This is a genomic window from Thiomicrorhabdus arctica DSM 13458 (assembly GCF_000381085.1).
Classification (GTDB): domain Bacteria; phylum Pseudomonadota; class Gammaproteobacteria; order Thiomicrospirales; family Thiomicrospiraceae; genus Thiomicrorhabdus; species Thiomicrorhabdus arctica.
This window is the reverse complement of record NZ_KB905899.1, coordinates 1,121,426-1,148,371: the sequence shown is the minus strand read 5'-3', so window position 1 is coordinate 1,148,371 and position 26,946 is coordinate 1,121,426. Positions and strand designations below refer to the sequence as shown.

27 protein-coding genes are annotated in these 26,946 nt (G+C 42.4%); all 27 read left to right on the top strand.

Going from position 1 to position 26,946, the window contains the following annotated elements:
• Nucleotides 1-10 precede the first annotated feature (10 nt).
• The 27 genes from F612_RS0105335 to F612_RS0105205 all read left to right on the top strand — a co-directional run bounded on the left by F612_RS0105335 (nt 11) and on the right by F612_RS0105205 (nt 26,928).
• Nucleotides 11-1,159 carry a sensor histidine kinase gene (locus F612_RS0105335; RefSeq protein WP_019556722.1) on the top strand — a complete coding sequence of 383 codons (1,149 nt, stop codon included), beginning with the start codon at nt 11-13 and terminating at the stop codon, nt 1,157-1,159.
• Nucleotides 1,156-2,577, top strand: coding sequence for a sigma-54-dependent transcriptional regulator (locus F612_RS0105330; RefSeq protein ID WP_019556721.1), 1,422 nt, complete (start codon nt 1,156-1,158; stop codon nt 2,575-2,577). The genes F612_RS0105335 and F612_RS0105330 overlap by 4 nt, the downstream gene beginning before the upstream one ends.
• A 229-nt stretch (nt 2,578-2,806) precedes the next feature.
• A complete protein-coding gene (gene fliE / locus F612_RS0105325; protein ID WP_019556720.1) occupies nt 2,807-3,145 on the top strand; it encodes a flagellar hook-basal body complex protein FliE in 339 nt (112 codons plus the stop codon).
• Between the two features lie 56 nt (nt 3,146-3,201).
• On the top strand, nt 3,202-4,890 hold the full coding sequence (gene fliF / locus F612_RS0105320) for a flagellar basal-body MS-ring/collar protein FliF (RefSeq protein WP_019556719.1): 1,689 nt from the start codon (nt 3,202-3,204) through the stop codon (nt 4,888-4,890).
• 1 nt (nt 4,891) lies between these two features.
• On the top strand, nt 4,892-5,914 hold the full coding sequence (gene fliG / locus F612_RS0105315) for a flagellar motor switch protein FliG (protein ID WP_019556718.1): 1,023 nt from the start codon (nt 4,892-4,894) through the stop codon (nt 5,912-5,914).
• A complete protein-coding gene (locus tag F612_RS0105310; protein ID WP_019556717.1) occupies nt 5,915-6,676 on the top strand; it encodes a FliH/SctL family protein in 762 nt (253 codons plus the stop codon).
• Between the two features lie 27 nt (nt 6,677-6,703).
• Nucleotides 6,704-8,050 carry a flagellar protein export ATPase FliI gene (fliI, locus tag F612_RS0105305; protein WP_019556716.1) on the top strand — a complete coding sequence of 449 codons (1,347 nt, stop codon included), beginning with the start codon at nt 6,704-6,706 and terminating at the stop codon, nt 8,048-8,050.
• 67 nt (nt 8,051-8,117) lie between these two features.
• Complete coding sequence (fliJ, locus tag F612_RS0105300) at nt 8,118-8,573, top strand: flagellar export protein FliJ (RefSeq protein ID WP_157760459.1); 456 nt, start codon at nt 8,118-8,120, stop codon at nt 8,571-8,573.
• 83 nt (nt 8,574-8,656) lie between these two features.
• A complete protein-coding gene (locus F612_RS0105295) occupies nt 8,657-10,294 on the top strand; it encodes a flagellar hook-length control protein FliK (RefSeq protein WP_019556714.1) in 1,638 nt (545 codons plus the stop codon).
• 10 nt (nt 10,295-10,304) lie between these two features.
• A complete protein-coding gene (locus tag F612_RS13385) occupies nt 10,305-11,297 on the top strand; it encodes a methyl-accepting chemotaxis protein (RefSeq protein WP_019556713.1) in 993 nt (330 codons plus the stop codon).
• 35 nt (nt 11,298-11,332) lie between these two features.
• On the top strand, nt 11,333-12,184 hold the full coding sequence (gene motA, locus F612_RS0105285; protein WP_019556712.1) for a flagellar motor stator protein MotA: 852 nt from the start codon (nt 11,333-11,335) through the stop codon (nt 12,182-12,184).
• Nucleotides 12,185-12,225: 41 nt separating this feature from the next.
• Nucleotides 12,226-13,107 (top strand): flagellar motor protein MotB, encoded by an 882-nt coding sequence (motB, locus tag F612_RS0105280; RefSeq protein WP_019556711.1) that lies wholly within the window; start codon nt 12,226-12,228, stop codon nt 13,105-13,107.
• Between the two features lie 51 nt (nt 13,108-13,158).
• A complete protein-coding gene (locus F612_RS0105275; protein ID WP_019556710.1) occupies nt 13,159-13,776 on the top strand; it encodes a flagellar basal body-associated FliL family protein in 618 nt (205 codons plus the stop codon).
• A gap of 10 nt (nt 13,777-13,786) precedes the next feature.
• Nucleotides 13,787-14,803 carry a flagellar motor switch protein FliM gene (fliM, locus tag F612_RS0105270; RefSeq protein ID WP_019556709.1) on the top strand — a complete coding sequence of 339 codons (1,017 nt, stop codon included), beginning with the start codon at nt 13,787-13,789 and terminating at the stop codon, nt 14,801-14,803.
• The gene (gene fliN, locus F612_RS0105265) at nt 14,796-15,251 is read left to right on the top strand and encodes a flagellar motor switch protein FliN (protein ID WP_019556708.1); all 456 of its coding nucleotides are present in this window, start codon (nt 14,796-14,798) and stop codon (nt 15,249-15,251) included. The genes fliM and fliN overlap by 8 nt, the downstream gene beginning before the upstream one ends.
• Nucleotides 15,251-15,703, top strand: a complete 453-nt coding sequence (fliO, locus tag F612_RS0105260; RefSeq protein WP_019556707.1) for a flagellar biosynthetic protein FliO — start codon at nt 15,251-15,253, stop codon at nt 15,701-15,703. Before fliN ends, fliO begins: the two co-directional genes overlap by 1 nt.
• Complete coding sequence (fliP, locus tag F612_RS0105255) at nt 15,696-16,442, top strand: flagellar type III secretion system pore protein FliP (RefSeq protein ID WP_026329647.1); 747 nt, start codon at nt 15,696-15,698, stop codon at nt 16,440-16,442. Before fliO ends, fliP begins: the two co-directional genes overlap by 8 nt.
• Complete coding sequence (gene fliQ, locus F612_RS0105250) at nt 16,442-16,711, top strand: flagellar biosynthesis protein FliQ (protein WP_019556705.1); 270 nt, start codon at nt 16,442-16,444, stop codon at nt 16,709-16,711. The genes fliP and fliQ overlap by 1 nt, the downstream gene beginning before the upstream one ends.
• Before the next feature lie 4 nt (nt 16,712-16,715).
• A complete protein-coding gene (gene fliR / locus F612_RS0105245) occupies nt 16,716-17,495 on the top strand; it encodes a flagellar biosynthetic protein FliR (protein ID WP_019556704.1) in 780 nt (259 codons plus the stop codon).
• 4 nt (nt 17,496-17,499) lie between these two features.
• Nucleotides 17,500-18,624 (top strand): flagellar biosynthesis protein FlhB, encoded by a 1,125-nt coding sequence (gene flhB / locus F612_RS0105240; protein ID WP_019556703.1) that lies wholly within the window; start codon nt 17,500-17,502, stop codon nt 18,622-18,624.
• Nucleotides 18,625-18,653: 29 nt separating this feature from the next.
• Nucleotides 18,654-20,750, top strand: coding sequence for a flagellar biosynthesis protein FlhA (flhA, locus tag F612_RS0105235; protein ID WP_019556702.1), 2,097 nt, complete (start codon nt 18,654-18,656; stop codon nt 20,748-20,750).
• Between the two features lie 2 nt (nt 20,751-20,752).
• Nucleotides 20,753-21,928, top strand: coding sequence for a flagellar biosynthesis protein FlhF (gene flhF / locus F612_RS0105230; RefSeq protein WP_019556701.1), 1,176 nt, complete (start codon nt 20,753-20,755; stop codon nt 21,926-21,928).
• Nucleotides 21,918-22,796 (top strand): MinD/ParA family protein, encoded by an 879-nt coding sequence (locus tag F612_RS0105225; protein WP_019556700.1) that lies wholly within the window; start codon nt 21,918-21,920, stop codon nt 22,794-22,796. The genes flhF and F612_RS0105225 overlap by 11 nt, the downstream gene beginning before the upstream one ends.
• 6 nt (nt 22,797-22,802) lie before the next feature.
• The gene (locus F612_RS0105220; RefSeq protein WP_019556699.1) at nt 22,803-23,531 is read left to right on the top strand and encodes an RNA polymerase sigma factor FliA; all 729 of its coding nucleotides are present in this window, start codon (nt 22,803-22,805) and stop codon (nt 23,529-23,531) included.
• Between the two features lie 49 nt (nt 23,532-23,580).
• Entirely contained in the window at nt 23,581-23,988 is a 408-nt protein-coding gene (locus tag F612_RS0105215) for a chemotaxis response regulator CheY (RefSeq protein ID WP_019556698.1), read from the top strand.
• 93 nt (nt 23,989-24,081) lie between these two features.
• The gene (locus F612_RS0105210) at nt 24,082-24,762 is read left to right on the top strand and encodes a protein phosphatase CheZ (RefSeq protein ID WP_019556697.1); all 681 of its coding nucleotides are present in this window, start codon (nt 24,082-24,084) and stop codon (nt 24,760-24,762) included.
• Nucleotides 24,763-24,876: 114 nt separating this feature from the next.
• Entirely contained in the window at nt 24,877-26,928 is a 2,052-nt protein-coding gene (locus tag F612_RS0105205) for a chemotaxis protein CheA (protein ID WP_019556696.1), read from the top strand.
• Nucleotides 26,929-26,946: the final 18 nt, after the last annotated feature.

Here is a 26,946-nt window from a genome sequence, read left to right as displayed (position 1 = left end):
ATGTTGAATAGTGTTAAACCAAGTTGAGCAAGACCGTTTAAAAGAGTTAGAACAGGCTTTTGAGCTATTTAATACGACTTCTTTGCAGCTAACTAATGCATATGATTCGTTACAAGCACAAGTGGGTAGTCTGCAGGCCCAGCTCGCTCAGAGTGATCAAGATAAACGTCAAGTAGCGGACCGATTAAGTCGTTTGTTAGATCTACTGCCTGCGGGTGTGATTGTCCTCAATGCGAATAATCAAGTGATTGAAATGAATCCGAGTGCCGATGAGATTTTGGGTAAGGATGCACTTGGTCGAGATTGGGGAATTGTGGTCATGAATGTTTTTTTGCTGAGTAATGATGCTGGCGAATTGATGACCCATGACGAAATTTATTATCAATTGTCTGAAACCTTGCTTGATGAAACCTCTGGAAAGATCCTTTTAATTCAAGACGTCACAGCTTCACGCCATTTGCAAGAGCACGTCAGTCGCCATCAACGGCTGCATTCTATGGGTGAGATGGCCGCTTCACTCGCCCATCAAATTCGAACCCCCTTATCCTCTGCTTTGCTTTATGTTTCACAGATGAATTCAGAGAGTTTAGATGATGAAAAACGAGCAAAATTCGTCGACAAGGCGATGAATAGTTTGCATCATCTAGAAGGCCTAGTGAAAGATATGCTGCAATATGCACGAGGCGGTAAGGGCAGTGAGCAGCGCATAGAGCTGACGGAGTTGATGAAGCAACTCGAGCAAAATGTGGAGCCTCAGGTAAAACTTTCCAACAGTCAGATTAAATTTGAGGTATTCCTACCAGGCCTGGTTGTTATTGGTGATAAGGATGCTTTAATGACGGCATTGCAGAATTTAGTCGGTAATGCCATTGATGTGATTGGCCAACATGCGATGATTCAAGTTACAGTTAATAAAATTTCAGATGAAAAAGTGGATTTAGTCATTAGTGATAATGGTCCAGGTATAGAGCCTGAACTGTTAGAGAAAATATTTGAACCTTTTTATACTAAGCGCGCACGGGGTACTGGCCTGGGGTTAGCGGTGGTTCGAGCAATTGCTGAAGCGCATAGTGGTAAAGCCTGGGTAAAATCAATACCCGGTTACGGTTCTAGGTTTGGCATTCGCTTGCCGTTGGTCGTTATGAAGGAAAAAGAATGAGTATTGCAAAGATTTTAGTGGTTGAAGACGATTCAGAGCTCCAAGAAGCACTCGTGGATACCCTCTCTTTGAATGGGTTTGATGTCATTAGTGTGAGTAATGCCGAAGATGCACTTGTGGCACTAGACGATGACATTGGCATGGTGTTTAGTGATATTCGTATGGATGGCATGGATGGCTATACTTTAATGACGCGTATAAGGGCAATAAAACCTTATCTGCCGATTGTTTTAATGACGGCTTATGGCACGATAGAGCAAGCCGTAGATGCGATGAAATCAGGCGCGGTTGATTATATTGTTAAGCCTTTTGAAGCAAGCGTTCTTGTCGAAAAAGCCAAGGTTTATTTTAATCGAGATGCCTCTAGTGAAGATGATTTTGTGGTGGCTGATCCCGCGACTCAGCAGCTTAAAGCTATGGCACAGAAAGTGGCTGAAAGTGATGCTAGTATTCTAATAAGTGGTGAGAGTGGAACCGGTAAAGAAGTGTTGGCGCGTTTTATTCATAATCAGTCAAATCGTGCTAAACAACCCTTTGTCGCGATTAATTGTGCAGCAATTCCCGAAGGAATGCTGGAAGCAATGCTGTTTGGGCACGAAAAAGGGGCTTTTACAGGCGCGGCTAAAGCGATGCCAGGTAAATTTGAACAGGCGCAGCATGGTACGATATTTTTAGATGAAATCGGCGAGATGAAGCCAGAATTGCAAGCTAAGCTATTAAGAGTGGTGCAAGAGAAAGAGGTTGAACGTATTGGCAGTGCCAAGTTAATTCAGTTGGATGTTCGAGTATTGAGTGCTTCTAATGTTGATATGAAGAGGGCGATTTCTGTTGGGGAATTCAGGGAAGATCTATTTTACCGTCTGAATGTGTTTCCGATGCGTTTACCGCCTTTAAGAGATCGCCCTAGAGATATCGTCGCGATTGCTGAACGTTTGTTACACCGGCATTGCGGCTCCGCCAGAGTCGAGCCAATGGTTTCGGCGCAGGCGATGAAACGTTTAATTCAGTATAAGTGGCCAGGCAACATTCGAGAATTAGATAATGTGATTCAAAGGGCCTTGGTGATGATGTCGGGTGACACTATTCAAGAGCAAGATATTTTATTGGATGATGTGTATGTGATAGAGGGGGCGCAACAGACGGCGGATTCATTGTCTGAATCGGACTCTATGGATTCTAATGTATCCCAGGCACTACGGGAGACCGTCGTTCATCATGTCGAGGATTCAACGGATGCGGACTTTAAGCCATTGAAGTATCCGCTTGATCTAAAGACCAGAGAGACTGAGTTGATTCTTGAAACGCTCAAACAAAATAGTGGGCATCGTCAGAAAACGGCTGAGGATTTAAATATCAGTCCTAGGACACTACGCTATAAAATAGCTAAGCTTAAAGAGCTTGGTGTTGCTGTACCTTAAGGTATAAATAGTGATATAGAGTCTCTTCTGAGATTGTTTTTAGGCGTAAAATTGATTGTTAACGGCCAACTTTTTAGAATGTTGAGGCAATTGTGTAGGCATGGTCAGTTATTTGACGGTTAAATTGGCATATCAATTGCTATTTCTCATTACAGAATTATGTGATAATGGCATTAGTTCTAAATACTCGAATAAAATTCTTACCCTTATTTTGGAGTCATGAAGCATCATGAGTCAGATTGATACACAAAGTTTAATGTTGCAAATGCGGTCGTTAGCTGCGCAAGCGGGAACTATGCCGGTTGATAACGCTGCCAATATTGATCCATCAGCTCAAGATAAGGTAACGGGCTTTGCCGATTTATTGGCGAAGTCTGTTGAGTCTGTCAGTGCTGAGCAACATAAAGCAGGTGGCCTGAAAACGGCTTTTGAAAAAGGAGATGCTGATGTTGATCTATCTGAAGTTATGCTCCAAGTTCAAAAAGCCAGTCTATCATTTCAGGCCATGACTCAAGTTCGTAATAAGTTGGTAGAAGCGTATAAGACGGTTATCAATATGCCCTTATAGCATTGGTAGATTCCTGAAAAGATGAATTCCTTATTTTGAATTGAAGAAGACTAGCAATGGCAGAACAGCAAGCCTCTATAAATAATACTCTTAATACTCAGCCGCCCATAAGCTCGAGTTCGATGCTATTAAATAATTTAACCTCTCTTACCGTTGCCAAACAAGTTAGCTTAGTGATTGCCTTAGCGGCCACTGTTGCGCTGATTGTCGGTATTTTATTATGGTCTCAAAGTAAACCCTATACCCTTTTATTTGGCAGTGTCGATGCCAAAGACTTAACCGAAATTGTCCAAACCCTAGAACAACAAGGGGTCGAATATCAAATTGACCACACCAGTGGCGGTATCTTGGTACCTTCAGATTTAGTGTATTCCCTTAGGTTGAAGTTAGCTGCGGCGGGTTATCCTAAAGAAGCGGCAACAGGCTACCAACTGCTGGATGTCGAGCAAGGTTTCGGGATTTCTCAGTTTAAAGAAACGACCCAATATCATCGAGCGTTAGAAGGCGAGCTTTCAAAGTCAGTTGCATCATTAAATTCAGTCAAGTCTGCCCGCGTGATGCTGGGCTTGCCTAAGCGTTCAGTTTTTGTGCGTAAAGTTCAAAAACCATCGGCTTCTGTTGTGGTAAAACTCTATCCTGGACGAGGTCTTAATGATGAGCAAGTCAGTGCCATTATTCATATGGTTTCGTCTAGTGTGCCTAATATGGAAGCCGCCTCGGTAACGGTCGTGGATCAAAAGGGGAATCTGCTTACGAGTCATTCCGCTAATACCGGCATGAATATGAGTATGAAACAACTTGACTATACTCGCACGGTTGAAGAAACGCTTTCCCGACGAATTGTTACACTACTCTCCCCTATTGTCGGCGGTCAAAGCAAAGTCCGAGCGCAGGTCACCGCTGAGTTAGACTTTACGCAGCAAGAGCAAACACGTGAAAATTATGAGCCGGATCCTGAAGCGATTCGTTCAGAACAAGCTTTAAAAGAGATTAATCGTAATGAAGGGCCGACCGGTATACCGGGTGCCTTAACAAATCAACCGCCGCGTGCGGGTTTGGCCCCTGAAGAAGGTTATACGGCGGGTAAAGATCCAAGCTTAAAGAGTTCAAGTGAAAAGAAAACAATCAACTATGAGCTTGATAAGACCATTAGTCATATTAAAAATGCTGTCGGCAATATCCACCGCTTGTCGGTTGCCGTTGTTCTGGATGATAAAACAAGTTTAGATGAGACGGGTTTATTATTACGTACGCCATTGACAGAAGATGAACTGTTACGCTTTCGACGTTTGGTCAGTGATACGGTCGCTTTGGATGAAGCGCGCGGCGATACCTTGAGTATTGTTAACGCCTCTTTTATGGTTGCGCCTGTTGAACAGATCGAGGACGCGCCTATTTGGCAAGAATCCTGGTTCTGGGATTTGATTAAGCAAATACTTGCAGGGCTTGCCGTTTTAATTATTGTCTTCGGTGTGATTCGTCCTCTTTTAAAAGATCTTTCGAAAAAGCAAGAGAGTTACTTAGAATACCCAGAAGATGTGCCAGAGGAAAATGAAGAGCTTGAAAATGTAGACGAAATTTCAAGAGCTCTTGAGCAAATGAGCCAAGAAGTTGAATTGACGGCTATGGATACTGATCGCACATCAGAAGCTGAAAGTGAAATATTAGAAAAAGTAAGAGCCCTTGTTGCCGCAGATCCAAAAGTGGCGGCTCATGTGATTAAACAATGGATGATGGGAAAGTAGCATGCCAAATTCAGAGATTGAGGAAGTTGGAGATGAGAAAGAGATCTCTAAATTAGATAAAGCAGCGATTTTACTGCTCTCATTAGGTAAAGATTCCGCTGCTAAAGTGCTAAAACATCTCAATCCTAGAGAAGTGCAGCAAATTGGTTCGGCCATGACGTCTGTGGATGGCGTCACGCATCGACATATTAATAAAGTCATGAAATCTTTTTTAGAAGAAGTAGGTGATGATGCGTTAGGTGTAGATCCAAGTGAATTCGCACAATCCTTAATGGCAGATGCATTAAGCGAAGGAGGCGGACATCTTATGGATGCTGCATTGCTTGGTGATCAAGTTAAAGGGTTGGAGGCGCTCAAGTGGCAGCATCCTTCAACGATTGCAAATATGTTACGAAACGAACATCCACAGGTGGTTGCTATCGTACTCTCTTATTTTGATTCCGACCAAGCGGCTGAAGTGTTGCGCGGTATTCCTGAACGTTTCCAATCTGAAGTTATTTACCGTATTGCCACTTTAACGACGATCCAACCTAGAGCATTATTTGACTTAAACAGTGTTTTGGAAAATGCTTCAAGTGATGGTGAAGGCGGAAAATTAGCAACCATTGGTGGTGAAAAACGTGCCGCTGAAATTCTAAACATGGTTGGCGGTGGGATCGACACGAGAATTTTGGATGATATTGCTTCTGAGCACGAAGATGTCAGTAAAAGTATCCAAGACAAAATGTTTGTCTTTGATGATATTAGTGGTATTGATGATCGTGGCATTCAGACGATTGTAGGTGAGGTGCCAAGTGATATTCTTATCGTTGCACTTAAAGGTGCTGATACGGCCCTAAAAGAGAAGTTCCTAGGTAACCTTTCTAAACGTCAAGCGGATATTATGCGAGATGACCTTGAGACAGGACCTCCTGTTAAACTTAGTGCGGTGGAAGATGCACAGCGTAGCATTATTCAAACGGTACGCCGTTTAGCTGATGAGGACAAAGTAATGATGCCTGGTGGGGCTGAGGAATTCTTGTAAGTGGTTGATTCAAAAACTAAAAAGACTAACTCTATAGAAGAGCCTGTTCTAACGAAGTTGGTCTCTTCCTCCAGTATGGAATCGCCAAAAATTGAAGCCTGGCAGATGCATGATTTTAATCAAAAAGCAGTGGAATTACCTCCAGAGTTTTCAGAAGAAGTGTTGCAAAAAGCAGAGCAACGACTTCAACCCGTATTGCAACAAAAAGCAGATTTACTTAAGAAAGATGCGTATGACGTAGCTTATAAAGAAGGTTATCAGGTAGGTCTTGCTAAAGGTTTAGAAGAGGGTTTAGAGAAAGGTTGTACTCAAGGACTCGAAAAGCAGGTGCAGATTTTTGCACCTAAGTTGATACAGTTCGAGCAAATTCTAGACATGTTACAATCGCCTTATCAAAAAATTGAAAAACAAGCCCTGTCAGACCTTGTTGCACTAAGCCTGCACATTACAAAGCGGGTTATTAAAGCGGAAGTCGCTCAAGATAAAGAGTGGGTACTAAAGGCTGTTCAAGAAGCAGTTCAGCTCTTACCGGATGATTCAGCAGCTATTAAGGTTGAATTACACCCGGAAGACTTACAATTACTTCAAGAGTTGAGTTCTGATATCACGGATCAATGGCAGCTTAAAGCCAATACTGAATTAGTCTTGGGCACCTGTTTAATTAAGCAACAAAATTCTTCCATTCTGAATAGTTGGCAGGACCGTTTTGATGAGATTTCTAATGATTTATTGTCTCGAACGAATCCTTCTGAGGTTTCTTAGCCATCAACCATCAAGGTCAATTAGCTTATGGATTACGCTGAGTCTTTAAACCTCTCCCTCCAAGAACAACTTAAGCACTTCAATGAAACCCTGATAACACCCGGATCTGTGAAGATAGCAGGCCGTCTAGTACGCATGGTAGGCATGACACTAGAGGTGGTGGGGACTTTTGCACCCATCGGTTCTCGCTGTCAAATTTTAAGTCATGATCTGCCACCTATTGAAGCAGAAGTCATTGGTTTTAATGATGACCGATTGTTTTTGATGCCGATTGGAGATACCCAAGGTCTGTCACCAAATGCTCGTGTTCTACCAATGGAAGGTGGAGTTAAAGTCGGAGTGGGTATGGCAATGTTAGGCAGAGTGGTGGATGGGTCTGGTTGGCCTTTAGACAGTTTGGGGCCTATTTCAGTTGAGAAGTATGTTTCTCTTGCAGGTGAACGAATTAACCCTCTTAGTAGACATCCTATAACTGAAATTCTTGATGTCGGTGTTAAAGCCATAAATGGACTCTTGACCTTAGGGCAAGGTCAGCGCGTTGGTTTGATGGCAGGGACGGGTGTTGGAAAAAGTGTTTTATTAGGTATGATGACTCGTTATACCAATGCTGATATCGTCGTCGTTGGTTTGATTGGTGAGCGTGGTCGAGAGGTTAACGAATTTGTGCGTCATAACCTGGGCGAGGAAGGTTTAAAGCGTTCTGTTGTGGTCGCGACCCCAGCAGATGATCCGCCCTTAATGCGTTTGCATGGTGCGATGTTGGCGACAGCAATTGCGGAATATTTTCGTGATCAAGGCTTGAATGTCTTGCTGTTAATGGATTCTTTAACCCGCTTTGCACAAGCGCAACGCGAGATTGCACTCGCGGTTGGTGAGCCTCCTGCGAGTAAAGGTTATCCGCCCTCGGTATTTGCAAAACTTCCACAGCTGGTCGAGAGAGCGGGTAACGGAAGTGCTGGCTCGGGCTCTATCACGGCAATTTATACCGTGTTGGCTGAAGGCGATGATCAGGCAGATCCTGTCGTTGATTCAGCGCGTGGTGTATTGGATGGACACATCGTATTATCACGGGAAATTGCCGATAGTGGTCGTTATCCTGCGATTGATGTGGAATCTTCGATCAGTCGTGTGATGGTTGATATTGCCTCCAAAAATCAGTTAGAACAGGCTCGTAAATTTAAGAAACTATATTCAAGCTACCAGCAGAACAAAGATTTGATCAGTGTCGGTGCTTACCGAAAAGGGACGGACCCGATTATTGATGCCGCTATTGCAAAGCAACCTGATTTAAACCTATTTTTATCTCAGGATATTTCAGAAAACTTTTCTATAGATGACTCTCTCACAGCCCTTGATACAGCATTGATGTCTTAATTTTTGTCGTTATTTAAAGATTTTAATGGGTTGTTTTACGTTATTTCGATTGTTAGGTAATCATATTATGTCCCCTAGAATGAATAGAATGCAGGCGCTGGTTGAGTTGGCAGAAACGGAGTTAGATAAAACGGCACAGACGCTTGCAGTTATTCGGGCCCAGCATGCAGAAGCCTTGACTCAACTTGAGGCTTTAACCAGTTATGCGAAAGAATATGGTCAGGTATCGACTAATCAATCGACATTAATTTCACCGATACAGTTACAGACACGACATGCATTTGGTGAAAAACTTGGGCAGGCTGTAGTGGCTCAAACAATACAGGTTGATGAATTGGTAGATACAGTCGAGTCTGCTCGGCAGAGCTGGTTAGAAAAGCGTGTCAGAGTCAAAGCTTTGCAAGCTTTGTTAGATAAGTTGAAGTTGGGGGCTCAAATAAAACTGGACAAGCAAGAGCAGCATATGATGGATGAGTTAGCAGCTCAAAGTGTTATTTTAAGAAGAGCTGACTCTACACTTTAAAATGAAATATTTATGTTTTTGAGTGTTGGGCATGTATGTTGCTTATTCAGAGATAACTGAAATGCTAGGATGAGAGTCTAAATATGCTAACTACAAACCAATCAACGCGTACAGAGCAACCTTTACAGGGTGTTTTGGCATCTAAAAATGAGTCTAAATCAGGTAATGACTTATCTGAAAAGAGTAGTTTTTCAAAGCTATTCACTTCAATGAAATTAGGGGCTGCTTCTGAGGCACCCGCCAGCATTTCTCCTGTAGAAGTCTCTGTTCTTACGGGTGAAAATTCGGAAGATGTGGCCTTATCTGTTATTCAACAATTGCCCACTTTAGATGCCGCATCCACTGACTCCGATAGTAACTTACCAGCCGCGTTAAGTTTGCTGGATTCAGAGGATGTGGCCTTAAACGTTGTGCAGAAATTCCCCGCTTTAGATGCGGCCTCTAATTACATCGATAGCAATTCACCTACCGCGTTAAGTGTGCAGGATTCAGAGGGCGTGTCTTTGTCTGTTATGCAGCAATTGCCTGCTTTAGACATGGTCGCTAATGACGCTGGAAGTAATTCACCAGTCGCATTAAATTTGCAAGATTCAGAGGGTGTGTCTTTAACTGTTGGGCAAGCATTGCCAGATTCTGAGCAGATTAATAGCGATTTGTCAGCTTTAGGGATTGAGGAAGTCGACGGTAACAGCAATATGCCCTTTATATCAGACTTGCAAGGTTCTGAAGCTGCTCGGTTGTCAGAGGCCGAAATCGACAATCCAATATTAGCTCCGGTCATCGATGCTCCTGCATTAAAATCGGATTCTGAAGTGTTGATACCATCATCGGCCGTTTCTAACAATGCGGCAATAAATTCTGAATTAATTGAGAGCGTGAGCGGTGAAGCTCTTCAAAATTTGGCCATGAATCAATCTACAGTTGGAAAGGAAAATTCTGCAAGTGTTCAGCTGAATAGTGGAATTTCTAATGCGGCATCTAATAGTGTCACAAGCTGGGGAACTCAAACGCATGCGGCAATGGCGAGTGGGGATGCTCAAATAGGAGCTCAGCAGAGTCAAGCTTCTACACAGGGTGGACAGAATGGTCAAGCCTTTCAAGGACAGTCAGGGCAGCAACAAGCAATGATGTTCGCGCAATTTGTTAAAGAGGGTAAGGTGCAAGCTCTTGAGCAACAAGCGGCTGTTAGAGGGGTTGATGAGTCGGCTCTAAAGTCTGAAGGGAAAGATTTATTAGGGGGGGCAGAAATTGCCTCTACGGACAGGAGAGGTCTGTTACCTTTAGGCTTGCAGAGCATTCCACAGCCACTTAAGCATCCACAATGGGGGCAGGCATTGGGCCAACGGGTGGTTTTTATGGCCAATAATAGCATGCAACAAGCACAAATTACATTAAACCCTGAAAAGTTAGGCCACATTCAGGTGACTCTTCAATTAGATAAAGATCAGAAAATGAATGTTTCACTGAATGCACAAAATGGCATCACTCGTGAAAATATGGAGAATGCTTTACCGAAGTTACGTGAAATGCTTGAACAAGCAGGGATTGCCCTTGGCTCTATGGATGTAAGTGATCAAAAACAGTTTTCAGATAATGATTCTGATAAGCCAACCTCAGTAGGGGTTGCATCAAACAATGCAGTTGAGGAAGAGGATACTATTATTGAGAGTTCTCTTTCAACCGTTAAAACAACAGATAACATCGTTGATTATTATGCGTAAGGGTACTTCTATGAAATTTATAAATATGATCACAGGACCTCTTTTATTGGTCTTGGGCTCCACGCCAGTGTTGGCAAATTCTTCAATTATGGGTGTTCCAACGATTGGTTTTGTGACACTCTCTGTGATTGTTACGGCTGTCGTAGTGGGCGCCTTAGTTTATATCCTATGGTGTAATAAATCGGGTATTTGTGAACAATCTGAATTAATAAATGAGCTTAATGATATTGTTAAATCAGAGGATTTTGCAACGTCAATCAATCCTGAGAATACCGACCCCAAGCTCGCTGCTGTCATTAATGCCTTGTTGGAAGCCGCTTCTAATAAAATAACAATGCAACTGCTTGAAAAGTCACAGGTTGAATCCAAAGTAGCTGATTGTCACTCACAAATGGAAGAGCTGAATGAAATGCTGGCCAGTTGTTACGCTCAACAAGGCGCCTTACCCGCGACCCGTTTTGATAACTCTGAATTGATTGGGTTATCTGCACAATTATCAGATGTTGTTGAGCAGATGAATCACAATTCGGTTGAGATGACGACGACGACTGGTAATGTGATTACTGAAGTGGGGGGGCTTACAAATGATGTAGCACATGCTTCTGATGTAATTAAGCATTTAGAAAAAGACAGTAGCAATATTGGTACTGTTTTGATTTTGATTCGGGATATTGCTGAGCAAACTAATTTATTAGCATTGAACGCTGCCATTGAAGCCGCTCGAGCCGGGGAGCATGGGCGAGGATTCGCCGTTGTTGCTGATGAAGTACGTATTCTTGCAGGTAAAACACAAAAAGCAACGACTGAAATTCAAACGATTATTGAAGAACTACAGCAGCGTGCCAGAAATGCTGTCCAAGTCATGGAGAGCAGTCAAGAGCGCGTGGGTTCGACCCAAACTCAAGCGGCCAGAGTAAATGAAATATTAAATGGTATTGTCGAGAACCTTTCTGAGTTAAAATCTGCGCAGAATAAATTATCAAGTGCTATTCAGAACAGTTAAAAATCATTTGATAAAAGAGATAGGGTGAGTTAAGAATGAAAGCAATTGTCGGTACATTAGTCGTAATAGGAACGCTGTTGGGTGGGTATCTGCCACATGGTGGTTTTGCTATTTTGATTCAACCGCTAGAAGTTGTCATTATTTGTGGTGGGGCAATTGGTGCTTATATTATTGCGAATCCAGGCTGGGTCGTAAAGGCGGGTTTTTCTAAAGGGCTTGGTTTAGCGAAACCTTCACCCCATAACAAAGCCTTGTATATGGAACTCTTGGGTCTCCTTTTTAAAATATTTAACAAGGCCCGTCGAGAAGGGTTAATGTCAATCGAAGCAGATGTTGAAGATCCTCATGACAGTGAATTATTCAATAGTGCTCCTTTAGTCGCTGCTGATCATCACGCGATAGATTTTATATGTGATTATTTACGTCTTATGATAAGTGGTGCGAGTAATCCTTACCAATTAGAAGATTTGATGATTTTGGAGTTAGATTTACACCATCATGAAGCGATGATGCCCAGCGCGGCAGTTGGTAAGGTTTCTGAAGGTTTACCAGCGTTTGGTATCGTTGCAGCAGTATTAGGCATTATTGTTACTATGGGGTATCTGGATGCAGGACCAATGGAAATCGCTCACCATATGTCAGTTGCACTCGTTGGAACTTTCTTGGGTATTTTATTTGCCTATGGATTTATTGCGCCAATTTCATCTGATTTAGCAAATCGAGCGGAAGCTGAAAGTGCCTTTTTTGGTGTTATTAAAACAGGTTTAATGGCGAATTTGAATGGTTATGCACCTCAAGTCGCCGTTGAATTTGGACGTAAAGCTATTCCAAGTATGGAACGTCCAAGCTTTAATGAAGTAGACGAATTTCTACTGACTCAAAAGTAATTGATTGAATAGTACTGAATATGAGAATCGGTTGAACTTGCATGAGTGATGAACAGTCCATAATTATCAAGCGCTTAAACAAGTGCCCACATGTAGCACATGGTGGGGCATGGAAAATAGCGTTTGCAGACTTTATGACTGCCGCAATGGCTTTTTTCTTGATGCTGTGGGTTTTAGGGGGGGTCAACGACGAAGAAATGAAAGCGATGGCGGAGTACTTCAGGGATCCATCCGTTATTGAATCCGCGCCTTCGACGTTGGTAGAATCTAAAGAAGCGGGGCAAACGGCAGATGCCATGATTGACATGGGTGGATTTAAAGATGCGCCAAAGGGAACTGAAGGCAATGAGGATGGCTCGGGTAAGGCCGACGAAACCGCAAGTTTAAAAGCGATGAAGCTTGCCCTTGAACAAAAAATTGAAGAAAATGAAGCCTTAAAAGAGCTTAAGGATCAACTTAAAATTGACATTACGCCGAATGGTTTACAAGTCCAGATTTTAGATGATCGTAAACGACCTATGTTTGGTTCCGGGGTGGATATTCCTAAGGAATATGCCTCAAATTTATTAAGGGAAGTCGGTTCGGTGCTTGCGAAAACCAGTAATAAGATTAGTATTGCAGGGCATACAGACTCTTCTGGGTACCATGCTAGCTCAGAATATACCAACTGGGAACTCTCTGCTGATAGGGCAAACGCTGCACGTAGATTATTATTGGAAGGTGGCGTTGATACCAGCCGAATCGCCCAAGCAGTGGGCATGGCGGATACCATCCCTTTTGATAAAGAAAATCCGTATAATCCAAGAAACAGAAGAATTAGTATTATTGTCCTCAATAAAGAAGCCGAAGAGCGCTTGCGGAGTTTGAGTGAAGCGCCAAAAATTGAAAGTCTGAGTGATCAAACGCTGTTAACAGGACACTAAGGCGAATGCCTTTGAACATAGTAAATACGTTGAACCGAAAAAGGAAGAGTGATGTCTAAAGAAGAAGTTATTGAAGAAGGTCAAGAAGGGAAAAAAAGTGGTGGTAAAGGCCTGATCATTGTTTTACTTGTTGTCGTAATTCTTCTCCTGGTTGGAATGGGTATCATGGCATTTTTACTGATGAGTGGAAGTCATGATAAGGACACGAAAACAGATACGAGTGAAATGCATGCACCTGCTGAGCATGGTGATGAAGCTTCAGGTGAAGATGCCTCTGTAAATAGTCACGCTAAGAGCTACTCTCCAAAGTACAAGCAATTTGAACCGCCTGCTCCAGAAGCGGCACCAAGTTATTTTATTATGGATAAATTTGTCGTTAACTTTGACGGCGCTGGTAAGGCGAAGTTTTTAGCGGTCGATTTACAGTTTATGTCTTATTATGCGCAAGTTGTTGGAGCAGATGGCGAGATGGAGCATTTACGTCCAATCTTAAAAAATGATATACAACGACTATTACGTAACCAACACTTTACCGATTTGGATAAACCAGACGGGCCTGATCATTTAAGAGCAGAAATTCTTGAGGTAGCTCGCAAAGTATTGGAGAAGCATAATATTTACCCCGATTTGATTGAAGACGTTTATATGACACGTTTCGTCATGCAATAAGGCCATCGAAATGGATGATATTTTAAGTCAAGATGAAGTTGATGCGCTTTTAAAGGGCATGGGTGGCGGTGATGTTGACACCGAGGATGATTCTTCGGTTGGCGGCAATGCTACATCTTACGATTTTACCAATCAAGAGCGTATTGTTCGTGGGCGTTTGCCTGCTTTAGATATTATCAATGAGCGTTTTGCTAGAGGTTTTCAGCGTCACTTCAATGAAATGATTATGGCAAGTGTTGAAGTCACTGCCGGCGAAGTTAAAATCATAAAAATGATAGATTACTTAAGAAATCTTTTTGTGCCGACAAGTTTGAACATTTACCGTATTAATCCACTGAATGGCGTTTCGTTATTTACATTGGATTCTAAATTAATCTTCACTGCTGTTGATATTTACTTTGGTGGTACTGGGTTATTACCTTTTAAGATCGAAGGGCGTGAATATACTCCAGTAGAAATGAGCATGGTTCGTAGTATTTTAGATATTTCTGCAGAAAACCTCCGTAAAGCGTGGGGTCCTGTAATGGATATTGAGGTTGAATACATGCATTCTGAGATGAATCCCAAGTTTGCTGGAATTGTTGATCCCACAGATATGATTATCGTTAGTCAGATCAATGTGCGCTTTGAAGGTACGGAGGGACGAGTCGATATTGTTATGCCTTACGCGATGCTTGAGCCTATTAGAGATAAGCTTGAGGAGGGGATGTCGAACCTACAGGGTGAAAGTGATAACCGTTGGTCAAGAACACTTAAAGAAGAAGCGAAGAATATAGAAATTAATTTAAGTGTAAATCTGACTGAGTTGCAGATGAGCATGGATGACTTGATGCAGATGGAAAAAGGCGACATTATTCCACTTGAAATGCCAAAACAGGTCACGATAAAAGCCGAGGGAATTGCCTTTGTGCATGGACAACTTGGTGAAAGTAATAATAAAAAAGCAGTTAAAATAGAAAAGATATTGCATCACCCGGCTTATCATGAGCCAACGATAGAAAATGTTAAGGAGTGGAATAATGAGTGATGAAGAAGATTTAAGTGCTTGGGGTGATGCATTAGCCGATCAAGCGGGTGCTGATGATGAAGGTGCAATGGATGATGATCCATGGGGAGCTGCTTTATCCGAACAGGCCGATGCGAGTAGTGAAACTGATACTATAAGTTCAGCAGCTTTTGATGAGTTAGCATCAGGGCGTGGTGATGGCAAAAATAAAGTAGATTTGGATGTTTTGCTCGATATTCCTGTGACGTTGCAGTTGGAAATTGGGCGAGCTAAGGTCTCGATTCGAAATTTACTTTCTTATACTCAGGGGTCTGTCGTAGAAATGGATCGTCTTGCAGGAGAACCTTTAGACTTATTGGTCAATGGTACCTTGATTGCGCATGGTGAAGTTGTTGTTATTAACGACAAGTTTGGCGTACGTTTGACAGATGTCGTGAGTCCTCAAGATCGTATTAAGAAGTTGAAATAATGCTTAAAATTTATCCGATCTGGTCATTATTACTATTGCTTTTTTTCTCAGCCTCGAGCTTAGCAATTGAAGCGCCAGCTGTGGGAGAATCTGTCACCCGTCCAAGTGAGTATTTTGGACAAATTTTAGTGTCACTGGTTCTTGTCCTCGTGATTATCTTCGTCGCAGCTTGGCTGTTGAGACGATATGGTCGTTTTCCTGGTGTAGCTGATGGCCACTTAAAGGTGATTGGTGCTCTATCAGTTGGCCAACGTGAAAGGATTATGTTGCTACAAGTGGGTAAAGAGCAGGTTCTGGTTGGAGTGACTTCGAATCAAATTTCAATGTTACATCTGCTTGAAGAACCTGTCCAAGTAAAGGATAATGCACCTATTGGTGGTCAGTTTTCTCAACGACTGCAAGAAGCGTTAAAATCCAGGGATAATAAACAGACTCCACGTGCAGATACTTAAACCATTAGTTTTCCTTTTTTTAGCCCTATTCCCCGTTCTTTCATGGGCAATACCTGGCATTCCTGCATTTACGGTTGAAACCGATGCAACAGGAGGTCAAGACTACACGTTAACGATGCAAATCCTGTTGCTGATGACAGGGCTTACTTTGTTGCCGGCGGCATTGATTGCCACAACTTCATTTTTGCGAATTATTATCGTACTCGCATTGCTACGTCAAGCGCTCGGCACGCAGCAAACGCCTTCCAATCAAGTATTAATCGGGTTGTCATTATTTTTAACCCTGTTTATTATGGGCCCAGTTTTCGACAAAATATATGATGTTGCTGTTTCACCCTACATGGAAGAGCAACTCCAATTTACAGAAGCAGTTAAACTTGGATCAGGCCCAATGCATCAATTTATGTTGCAACAAACACGTGAAGATGACCTAGGCATGTTTGCCGAGATGGCGGATGTGACATTGACTAATCCTCAGGAGGTGCCATTTAAAATTCTTATTCCAGCTTTTATGACCAGCGAACTTAAAACAGCATTTCAAATTGGTTTTATGTTGTTTATCCCTTTTTTGATCATTGATTTAGTGGTTGCAAGTTTGCTCATGTCGATGGGGATGATGATGCTCTCCCCAATGATTATCTCGCTGCCCTTTAAGCTCATGCTCTTTGTGCTAATTGATGGTTGGGCATTGGTGGTTGGAACAATTGCCAATAGCTTTGTCGTGCCCGGAGGCATCTGATGCAACAGGAATTTGTGTTAACGCTTGGTCAACGGATGCTTGAAGTCGTCACGATGTTAGCGGCTCCTTTATTAATTCCAGCTTTAGTCGTGGGTTTGTTGGTGGGGATGTTTCAGGCAGCCACTCAAATTAATGAAATGACCTTGAGTTTTATCCCTAAGCTAGCTGTTATCGGTATTGCATTGGTCTTGGCTGGGCCTTGGATGTTAACAACCTTAATCTCATTTACCAGAGAACTTTATCTAAATATTCCAGCTATGATAGGTTAGTCTGATGTCATTTAGCTACCCAGAGTTTCTACAACTGGTTGGTCTGTATTTTTATCCCTTTGTGCGCATCGGTGCAATGCTTTCTATTCTGCCTATCTATGGCATTCGAGCAGTACCCGTCCAGGTTAAACTATTTCTGACCATCTTTATTACGATGGCGGCCGCTCCTTCGTTAGCATTACCTCCCCCAGTCGACCCCTTTACTTTGCAGGGAATATTATTTATCGTTCAACAGATCTTGATTGGGTTAGCTATGGGGGTGGTTTTTTTAGTTGTGTTTCAAGCATTTGTGGTTGCTGGGCATATGATTGCGATTGGTATGGGTTTAGCTTTTGCATCGATGGTGGATCCTGGTACAGGTTCTCAAGCCCCCGTTGTGTCACAGTATTATACAATTATTGCGACACTTCTCTTTCTGGCTCTCAATGGTCATTTATTGGTTATTCAAGTGGTGGTGGACAGTTTTGAATATTTGCCAATAGGCACCTCTTTTCTTACTCGAGACAGTCTTCTCCTTATCGTCGAATTTGGAAGTTATATGTTCTCTGCGGGGATTTTAATTGCCCTCCCGGCAATTACGGCACTGTTATTAATCAACGTTGCTTTTGGTGTGGTTACAAGAGCCGCACCCGCTTTAAATATTTTTGCAGTAGGTTTTCCGGTAACCTTGTTAACAGGTCTGGTCATGTTGTCCTTGACGACACCCCTTGTATTACCGCATTTACAAGAGTTGATTCATCGGGCGATGGATGTCATCACACAATTGCGATTAACCGGAGCTTAAGCAGATGGCTGAAAATGCTGATGGTTCTGAAAAATCGGAAGAACCCACTGAGAAAAAGATCAGAGAGGCCAGAGAGAAAGGTCAAGTCCCTCGATCTAAAGAGCTCACCACACTTTTATTGACTCTCATAGCGGCACTTTTCTTCATGTTCTACGGTAAAGTCATGATTGCTGATTTTGAAGTGATTATCACTAAAGGCCTGAGTTTTGAGCGTTCTCTAGCATTTGATGAATTGAAAATGTTTGATTTAATTGCCGCGATTACACTGGAGGCTGTGTATTTAGTTTTACCTTTTCTGTTGTTGATGATGTTAATTGCTTTAGTCGCGCCACTTTTATTGGGAGGGTGGTCTTTTAGCGCAAAAGCGATGGCACCTAAGTTTAGTAAGTTAAATCCTGTTTCAGGTATTAAACGCATGTTTTCATCAAAAGCCCTGATGGAATTGTTCAAAGCATTAGCTAAATTTAGTTTGGTTATGATCGTTGCCGTCTATTTTTTATATGCGATTTTTGGAGAAATTCTTGCTTTGGGTATTGAGCCTTTAAATTTTGCATTAGGGCATGCTGGAGCATTGATTGCTGAGGCTTTTATTTTTATTAGCTTATCATTGTTGATTGTGGCAATAATAGATGTGCCTTTTCAACTTTATGAGCATAATAAACAACTCAAAATGACCAAGCAAGAGGTTAAAGAAGAGCATAAACAGCAAGAAGGAAACCCGGAAGTTAAAGGTCGAATTCGACAGGTACAGCATGAAATGTCACAGCGTCGAATGATGCAAAAAGTACCGGATGCGGATGTTATTATAACGAACCCAACTCATTTTGCAGTTGCGCTACAATATGACCCAGATAATATGCAAGAACCGATTGTTGTAGCAACGGGTGCAGACTTTATGGCAGCGCAAATAAGAACGATTGCAACGGCAAATAATATCACCATTGTAGAAGCCCCCCCCTTAGCACGAGCTTTGTACTATAATGCTGAAATAGACCGTCCAATTCCTTATGATTTATTTAAAGCCGTGGCGGCCGTTTTGGCTTATGTTTACCAGTTAAAAGAGTATGGTAAAGCCGATAACGTAAATTTTTCTGAACTACCGATACCTGAAGATATGAAAATAGAATGAATTTCCCCAAACTAAGATTAAATGTCTAAATGGATCTGACCCAATTATTCAATAAAATTAAAAAAACGATGACCAGTGGGTTAGGCGTTCCTATTGCTGTATTGGCGCTATTAGCAATGGTGACCATTCCCTTGCCGCCGTTTTTACTAGATATCTTTTTTACCTTCAATATAGCTTTGTCATTAGTGGTTTTAATGTTGACACTTTATGCAAAACGTCCTCTTGATTTTGCCATTTTCCCAACCATTATTCTTTTAGCAACGCTATTTAGGCTCTCTTTAAACATTGCTTCAACCCGTGTTATTTTACTCGAAGGCCATGATGGTGGCGCAGCTGCTGGGCATGTTATTGAAGCTTTCGGCGAGTTTGTAATTGGTGGGAATTTAGCCGTTGGTTTGGTCGTTTTTGCCATTCTGGTTGTGATTAACTTCGTAGTTATCACCAAGGGTGCTGGACGAGTTGCTGAAGTCAGTGCACGCTTTACTTTGGACTCGATGCCAGGCAAACAGATGGCGATTGATGCTGACTTGAACGCTGGCCTAATTACTCAAGAAGATGCTCAAGCAAGACGCTCTGATGTATCAACAGAAGCAGAATTTTATGGTTCTATGGACGGCGCAAGCAAATTTGTTCGTGGAGATGCTGTCGCAGGTATTTTAATTTTGTTTATCAACCTTATTGGAGGGTTTGCCATTGGTATTGGTCAGCACAATTTAGGTTTTGCTGAGGCAGGAGAGGTTTATACGATACTCACTTTGGGAGATGGTTTGGTTGCACAAATTCCTGCTTTATTACTCTCAACGGCAACAGCTATTATTGTTACACGAGTGACGGGAGATGGCCATAAAGATATGGGTGAACAGATGCAAGAGCAGATGTTCGCGACACCGCAGGCTTTAGGAACAGCAGCCGGTATTGTTGGTTTTATGGGGTTGATTCCAGGGATGCCAAACTTTGCCTTTTTGACATTCGCCAGTGTGGCTGGGGGTGGAGCTTACTGGATTTATCGTCAACAACATAAAACAACAAAGCCCGATAAATCCGTACTCGATTTAGAACCAGAAGCCGATACCAGACCTGTTGATCTTAGTTGGGATGACGTGCAAGCGGTCGATGTTCTTGGTTTAGAGGTTGGGTATCGGTTGATTCCCATGGTCGACCAAGCTCAGAATGGCCAATTGTTAGACCGTGTTAAAGGTGTGCGCCGTAAAGTCTCTCAAGAGTTAGGGTTTTTGGTGCCGCCTGTCCATATTCGTGATAATTTAGATTTAAAGCCTAATCAATATCGAATAATGTTGATGGGAGTACCCTCGGGTGAAGGAGAGGTCTTTCCTGATAAAGAGCTGGCGATTAATCCGGGTCAAGTTTTTGGTGAAATTGCTGGCACGGCGACTAAAGACCCTACGTTTGGTTTAGATGCCGTGTGGATTGCACAAAATGATCAGGATCAGGCTCAGGCGTTCGGTTATACCGTTGTTGATGCCAGTACGGTGGTTGCGACACATGTCAGCCAGGTGATACAAGATTATGCATTTGAATTGTTTGGTCATGATGAAACTCAACAACTGCTTGATAAACTTAAGAAAAGTTCCCCTAAGTTAGTCGAAGAGTTGGTGCCTGATAAATTGTCATTAGCCGTTGTCGTGAGAGTGCTGCAAAATCTATTACGTGAAAAAGTCTCTATTCGTGACGTACGTACAATTCTTGAAACCTTGACTGAGAAGGCCAGCAGCACACAAGATGCCACAGCATTAACGATTTTTGTGCGTGCCGCATTAGGCCGATCGATTATTCAAGATATTGTAGGTCATGAAGATGAACTGAAGGTCATTACCCTTGACCCTAGCTTGGAACAACTTTTGCTTCAAGCCACGCAAGGTGCTCCTGAAGGTCAGTTGGCGATTGAACCTGGTCTTGCCGAAAGACTACACAATACCTTGAAAGAGGAGAGTCAGAAGCTCGAGATGGCCGGTCAATCAGCTGTGTTACTGGTTGCGCCACAAATACGGGCACAATTGGCTCGTTTATTTCGATATAGTTTACCAACACTGTATATCTTAGCTTATTCTGAGGTACCAGAAAATCGACAAATTAGTGTCGTTGCAAACGTAGGACAGGGAGGCTAACGGTGAAGATTAAGCGCTACGTTGCACCTACAATGCGTCAAGCAATGAGTTTGGTTCGCGATGAACACGGTGATGATGCGGTAATATTGTCGACTAAAGATGTGCCTGAAGGGGTAGAAATCGTTGCAGCGCTTGATCCAGAAGCAACGCAGTTTCAAACCGCGCAAGAGGTTCCTCTCGCAAGAAGCACTTATCAATCGACTGAAGCGTCTGCATCCTCTCAGCTAGGCGATGTTAAGAGTGGATCTCAGGAGCTTTCTGGCATTGCAAGTGAGTTGCAAGCCGTTCGTGCGATGCTTGAAAACCAGTTGTCTGGTCTAGCGTGGGGCCAGGAATCACAAAATAATCCACATACAGTAGATTTGATTAAACGATTACTAAAGTTAGGCATTGGCTGGGAGTTGAGTCAAAAGTTAGTTGAATCGATTGATTCTAAAAATCACCAGGCCTGGTCAGATATACTTCTGAAAATAGAAAATAGTATACCAACCGGAGAACGAGATATTATCGAACGGGGTGGTATAGTCGCGTTAGTTGGGCCGACAGGGGTAGGTAAAACGACAACAATTGCCAAAATGGCCAGTCGATTTGTAATGCGCAATAGTCCAAGTGAATTGGCTTTAATTACCACTGATTGCTATAAGATCGGCGCTCAGGCACAGTTAAAAACCTTTGCTGATTTAATTAATGTACCAGTTCATGTTGCCAGCACTCAGGGTGAGTTATATGCTTTATTGACTTCTTTAGGACACAAGAAATTGGTGTTAATTGATACTGCGGGCATGAGTCAGAGAGACCTACAGCTGTCTCAGCAGTTAACCTCAGGGCATGAAGGAGCTACCAGCGTCCGCAATTATTTGGTTATGTCAGCCGCCACTCAGTTGAATGTGATGACTGACATAGTGAATTCGTTTGGGAAAGTGATTTTAAGAGGATGTATTTTAACAAAAGTGGATGAGGCTTTACAGCTCGGTAATCTGCTAACACTCCTGATTGAAAAACAATTACCGATTATGTATTTATCTAATGGACAACGAGTCCCTGAAGATTTAGAAGTTGTTAGAACAAGAGAACTGATTGACCGTGCTATTGTGTTAGGTCATCAAAATAAAAATTCAGCTCAAAATGAGCAAGCCTTTCGAATGGGAATGGGTAAGGAGATATCAGATGCTCAATGATCAAGCAGCCGGTTTAAGAGCAATGCACTCAAGCCAGAGTTCAGCCAGTGCTAATGACGCTCAACCTGTAAGGGTAATTGCGGTTGCGAGCGGCAAAGGTGGTGTGGGTAAAACCAATGTGTCAGTGAATCTTGGCGTCTCGCTCAGTAAGATTGGACACCGTGTTTTACTTATGGATGCAGATATGGGTTTGGCTAATGTCGATATCATGTTGGGGTTACAGACAAAATACAATCTTTCACATGTTTTGGATGGTGATAAAACACTTCAAGAAGTTATTGTTGAAGGACCTGCAGGATTAAAAATTATCCCTGCCGCTTCAGGTGTCCGCCGTATGGCTCAATTAACGGCGATGGAAAATGCTGGAATCATTAATGCTTTTTCCGAGCTCAATGGTGAGTTAGATATTTTAATTGTCGATACTGCGGCGGGTATTGCCGACAGTGTTGTCAGTTTTTGTCGAGCGGCACAAGAAGTTGTCGTGGTTGTGACTGATGAACCTGCTTCCATCACAGATGCTTATGCATTAATTAAAGTATTAAGCCGGGATTATCAATTAACCCGTTTTAGATTGTTGGCTAACCAAAGCCGTACACCAGAGCAAGGTAAGATTCTTTATGAGAAATTAGCCCGTGTGTGCGAACAGTTTTTAGATGTCAGTTTAGATTATTTTGGCTCAGTACCTTTCGATCATGATTTACGAGATGCCGTCCAAAAACAAGTGCCTGTGACGGTGTATCGTCCAAACAGTGAATCTGCAAAAGCATTTAAAAATTTGGCTCAAAAAGTCGACCGCTGGCCAATCCCAAAAGGGATGACAGGGTATTTACAGTTTTTTGTTGAAAACTTATTTCAGACGGGGCATTAGTAGAGTATGACAGGTACATCTGTTTATGAACAAGTTCAAAAACAATCCGCCAGTGAAGTGATGGAGCTGGAGCAGTATTTACCTTTGGTGAAACGTATTGCATATCACTTGAAGGGGCGATTGCCCGACAGCGTTTTTGTTGAAGACTTAATTCAATCTGGTGTTGTTGGTTTAATTGAAGCGATGCAAAAATTTAATGCCAATCAAGGTGCCAGTTTTGAAACCTATGCAGGTATTCGTATTCGAGGCTCAATGCTAGATGAGATTCGTAAAGGGGATTGGACGCCACGTTCAGTTTATCGCAAGTCACGCGCGGTAAGTGAGGCAATCAATCAAGTTGAGTCGAAAATTGGTCGAGAAGCCCGTGATGAAGAGATCGCTGAAGAGATGGGCGTCACACTTAAAGAATACCACCATATTTTACAAGATACCAACTCGGCTCAGTTACTCTCGATTGACCAGCCAGATCATGAAGAGCTTTCTGAAGGGCGAATGGTGGGGCAGAATATGTCGCCTTTCGGAGAGCTTGCAGAAAGTGGCTTTCAACAAGCACTTGTTAATGAAATTTCAAACTTACCTGATAAAGAAAAGTTGGTCATGTCCCTTTACTATGATGAGGAGTTAAATCTAAAAGAGATTGGAGAAGTTTTAGACGTTAGCGAATCTAGAGTGAGCCAGATTCATAGTCAGGCCGTCAAAAGAATTAGGTCACGAATGGCTGACTGGATTCAATAGGATTGAAATGGCTGTTTTCAGTGGCCAGTCAGCCTTTTAAGGACAAGAAATGCAAGTCAATAGAGAGATGAATATTTTAGTTGTGGATGACTTCTCTACAATGCGTAAAATTGTCAAAAACTTACTTAAAGAGTTAGGTTTTCATCATTTTGATGAAGCTGATGATGGTGCTACCGCATGGCCTATGGTTCAATCAGGGAAATATGACTTTATTGTCAGTGATTGGAATATGCCTGAAATGACGGGGATTGATCTATTAAGGCGTGTTCGTGCAGATGAATCTTTAAAAGACACACCATTTCTATTGATTACCGCGGAAGCAAAACGAAGTCAAATATTGGAAGCCGCCCAGTCAGGCGTTGATGGTTATATTGTAAAGCCTTTTACAGCAGCAACTTTAAATGGCAAGATTCATAAGATTTTTGAACGTGTCGCTGAGCGAAAAAACAGCGAATAGAGTGTTTGTTTAATTTGATTAAAAGCCTTGTACGGTAGTATATTACCGACAAGGCTTTTTTTTGTCACCGTTATTGCTAAGGATTTATAAACTATGACTTTCCCTACACAAATTGACCAGAATCTCGTTAAGGCACTATTAAAAGCTTTGGAGTCCGGAGAACCGTCTCAGGCAGGAGCTCTATTAGATGAGTTAACTCAAGTACGTGAGTCGGAGCTATATCAGCGAGTCAGTGAGTTGACTCAGAATTTACATCAAACGCTGGATGGTTTGAATGACAGCACTCTCTTGCTACAAACTAAGCATGATATTCCAGATGCGGCTGAACGCCTGGAATATGTCATAAATATGACGGCAGAAGCCAGTAATAAAACACTTGAATCTGCAGAAAATGCATTGAGTCTAATGAGTTCTTTGCAAGAAATAACCTGCAACTCAATAGCTGGCAGTGACACAGAAATTTTGCTAAAGACGATTAATAAGGTAAATTCAGAATTAACCGAGATCATGTTAGCCCAATCTTTTCAGGATTTGACTGGTCAGGTATTGAATCGGGTCATTATGATTATTACCTCTTTAGAGCAAAGTTTAATCCACTTAATTGACCAGTCTACACATGATTATGCCTCGATTCCAGATCGTGAGGAGAGTGCTGAAGACAAGACTTCAGATGAAATGAAAGGGGTCGGTCCAAATGTCACTGCAAAATCGAAGAACGGCTCCACTCAGTCACAAGCAGAGGTCGATGACTTGTTAAGTGATTTAGGTTTCTAGATTTAAGGGTGAGTAATTTATTGAATGGCACAATGATTGCTATATTTTCTGCAATATACATATATCCACTAATTGGACATGTTCCATTCAGTGCAAGCAAGCGAGGGGAAGGTTGTGGATGAAGAGATTTTGCAGGACTTTTTGGCAGAGGCAGCAGACCTGGTTGATCAACTTAATGAGCAGTTAGTTGAATTAGAACACTCTCCTGAAGATGCAGATTTACTGAATGCTGTTTTCAGAGGTTTTCATACTATTAAGGGAGGGGCAGGGTTTTTGGCCATTACTCCTCTTATTGAAGTTTGCCATAGAGCAGAAAACGTTTTCGATAAAATTCGCAATAGAGAAGTTGCTTATGATGCAATTGTTGCCGATGCGATATTAAGGGCATTTGATGTCATTAGTGATTTAATGGATCTATTGAAAGATGGCGTGCGTGAAATGCCTGAGAATGATCCTGTCTTATTGACTGATTTAGATGCCATAACAGCAAAGAATAAACCTCCAGTCGTTGAAGAACAGATCGTTGAATCTCCATTGCAACTTGGAGAAGGGGTTGACCCGGACGGAGATATGTCTGAAGATGAATTTGAAGCTTTATTAAGTCAACGTGATGTTATGGAGCCTGAGGACGACGATGCTAACCTTGGGGTATCGACTGTTGAACTCAGTCTCACTGAAGGCGTCGATCCTGATGGTGATATGTCTGAAGAAGAATTCGAAGCTTTACTGAACCAGCGTGAGGTGCTTGGCCCTGATCATTCTAATGATGAACCTGGTTCTATTGTTTTGGCAGCCGGTGTTGATCCGGATGGCGATATGTCTGAAGACGAATTTGAAGCTCTACTGGGTCAGAGAGATTTGCTTGAGGGTGGTGAGTCGGGTGACGTTCCGACGCCTTTAAATGTTAAGGGCTCTAAGCCTCAAGAAAGCGTCCCAGCGGCTCCAGTTAAAAGCACACCTAAACCTTCTAACACCGCTGCAGAGGCAAAGCCTGTGGCTAAAAACACCACTGAATCAACGGTTCGTGTTGACACCCGTCGTTTAGATGAAATTATGAACTTAGTCGGTGAACTGGTATTAGTACGAAACCGTCTTTTAACGTTAAAAGGTGCAGGCGTAAGTCTTGAAGATCTAGCGAATGCCGTTGGAAATTTAGACCATGTCACAACAGACTTGCAATCGTCAGTGATGAAGACACGTATGCAACCGGTTAAAAAAGTATTCGGTCGTTTTCCACGTGTTGTGCGAGATCTTGCCCGACAACTGGGTAAGGATATTAACCTTGAATTGAAAGGTGAAGAGACTGATTTAGACAAGAATTTAGTCGAGGCTTTAGCGGATCCTTTAGTGCATTTAGTTCGAAACTCGGTGGATCATGGCGTTGAAATGCCTGATGTACGTGCAGCCGCAGGTAAGCCAAAAACAGGTACTATTGTGTTAGCGGCAGAACAGGAGGGGGACCATATTTTGTTGTCGATTACGGACGATGGCAAAGGAATGGATCCAGATGTACTTCGTCAAAAAGCCGTTGAAAAAGGTATGATGGATGAAATTGCAGCCAGTCAGCTTGATGATAAGTCTGCTTTTGAATTGATACTGTCTGCAGGGTTCTCGACGGCCGATGTGATTAGTGATATCTCTGGTCGTGGTGTTGGAATGGATGTGGTCAAAACAATGATCACTAAATTGAATGGCAGTATTGAGATTCACTCTGTCTTAGGTGAAGGCACAAAAATCAATATACGTGTGCCGCTTACCTTGGCCATTCTACCAACCTTAATGGTCGGTTTTGATGAGGATAGCTATGCCATTCCATTAAGCAGTGTTCAAGAGATTTTCGATTATAATCCCGAAAAAACCAATAAAATTGATGGCCAAATGATGGTGCGCTTGAGAGATAGAAGCATTCCACTTCTATTCTTAAGTGAGTGGTTGGCTCCCCATCAGACAAAAGAGTCCTATGTGGGTGATAAAGTCGTGATTGTGTCAGTCGGCAATCAACGAGTAGGTCTTGTTGTTAATCAAGTTAATGGTCAGGAAGAGGTTGTTATTAAGCCTCTTGGCGTAATGCTTAAGAAAGTACGAGGATATGCAGGAGCAACGATTACTGGTAATGGTAGTATTGCACTCATATTGGATTTACCTGGCGTAGTAGAGCGCTTTTAACATTCGCCATCAATAAGT

Coding starts and splice junctions, on each gene's coding strand:
- F612_RS0105330 (WP_019556721.1), top strand. CDS start 1,156: ATGAGTATTGCAAAGATTTTAGTGGTTGAAGACGATTCAGAGCTCCAA.
- fliE (WP_019556720.1), top strand. CDS start 2,807: ATGAGTCAGATTGATACACAAAGTTTAATGTTGCAAATGCGGTCGTTA.
- fliF (WP_019556719.1), top strand. CDS start 3,202: ATGGCAGAACAGCAAGCCTCTATAAATAATACTCTTAATACTCAGCCG.
- fliG (WP_019556718.1), top strand. CDS start 4,892: ATGCCAAATTCAGAGATTGAGGAAGTTGGAGATGAGAAAGAGATCTCT.
- fliI (WP_019556716.1), top strand. CDS start 6,704: ATGGATTACGCTGAGTCTTTAAACCTCTCCCTCCAAGAACAACTTAAG.
- fliJ (WP_157760459.1), top strand. CDS start 8,118: ATGTCCCCTAGAATGAATAGAATGCAGGCGCTGGTTGAGTTGGCAGAA.
- F612_RS0105295 (WP_019556714.1), top strand. CDS start 8,657: ATGCTAACTACAAACCAATCAACGCGTACAGAGCAACCTTTACAGGGT.
- F612_RS13385 (WP_019556713.1), top strand. CDS start 10,305: ATGAAATTTATAAATATGATCACAGGACCTCTTTTATTGGTCTTGGGC.
- motA (WP_019556712.1), top strand. CDS start 11,333: ATGAAAGCAATTGTCGGTACATTAGTCGTAATAGGAACGCTGTTGGGT.
- motB (WP_019556711.1), top strand. CDS start 12,226: ATGAGTGATGAACAGTCCATAATTATCAAGCGCTTAAACAAGTGCCCA.
- F612_RS0105275 (WP_019556710.1), top strand. CDS start 13,159: ATGTCTAAAGAAGAAGTTATTGAAGAAGGTCAAGAAGGGAAAAAAAGT.
- fliM (WP_019556709.1), top strand. CDS start 13,787: ATGGATGATATTTTAAGTCAAGATGAAGTTGATGCGCTTTTAAAGGGC.
- fliN (WP_019556708.1), top strand. CDS start 14,796: ATGAGTGATGAAGAAGATTTAAGTGCTTGGGGTGATGCATTAGCCGAT.
- fliO (WP_019556707.1), top strand. CDS start 15,251: ATGCTTAAAATTTATCCGATCTGGTCATTATTACTATTGCTTTTTTTC.
- fliQ (WP_019556705.1), top strand. CDS start 16,442: ATGCAACAGGAATTTGTGTTAACGCTTGGTCAACGGATGCTTGAAGTC.
- fliR (WP_019556704.1), top strand. CDS start 16,716: ATGTCATTTAGCTACCCAGAGTTTCTACAACTGGTTGGTCTGTATTTT.
- flhB (WP_019556703.1), top strand. CDS start 17,500: ATGGCTGAAAATGCTGATGGTTCTGAAAAATCGGAAGAACCCACTGAG.
- flhA (WP_019556702.1), top strand. CDS start 18,654: ATGGATCTGACCCAATTATTCAATAAAATTAAAAAAACGATGACCAGT.
- F612_RS0105225 (WP_019556700.1), top strand. CDS start 21,918: ATGCTCAATGATCAAGCAGCCGGTTTAAGAGCAATGCACTCAAGCCAG.
- F612_RS0105220 (WP_019556699.1), top strand. CDS start 22,803: ATGACAGGTACATCTGTTTATGAACAAGTTCAAAAACAATCCGCCAGT.
- F612_RS0105215 (WP_019556698.1), top strand. CDS start 23,581: ATGCAAGTCAATAGAGAGATGAATATTTTAGTTGTGGATGACTTCTCT.
- F612_RS0105210 (WP_019556697.1), top strand. CDS start 24,082: ATGACTTTCCCTACACAAATTGACCAGAATCTCGTTAAGGCACTATTA.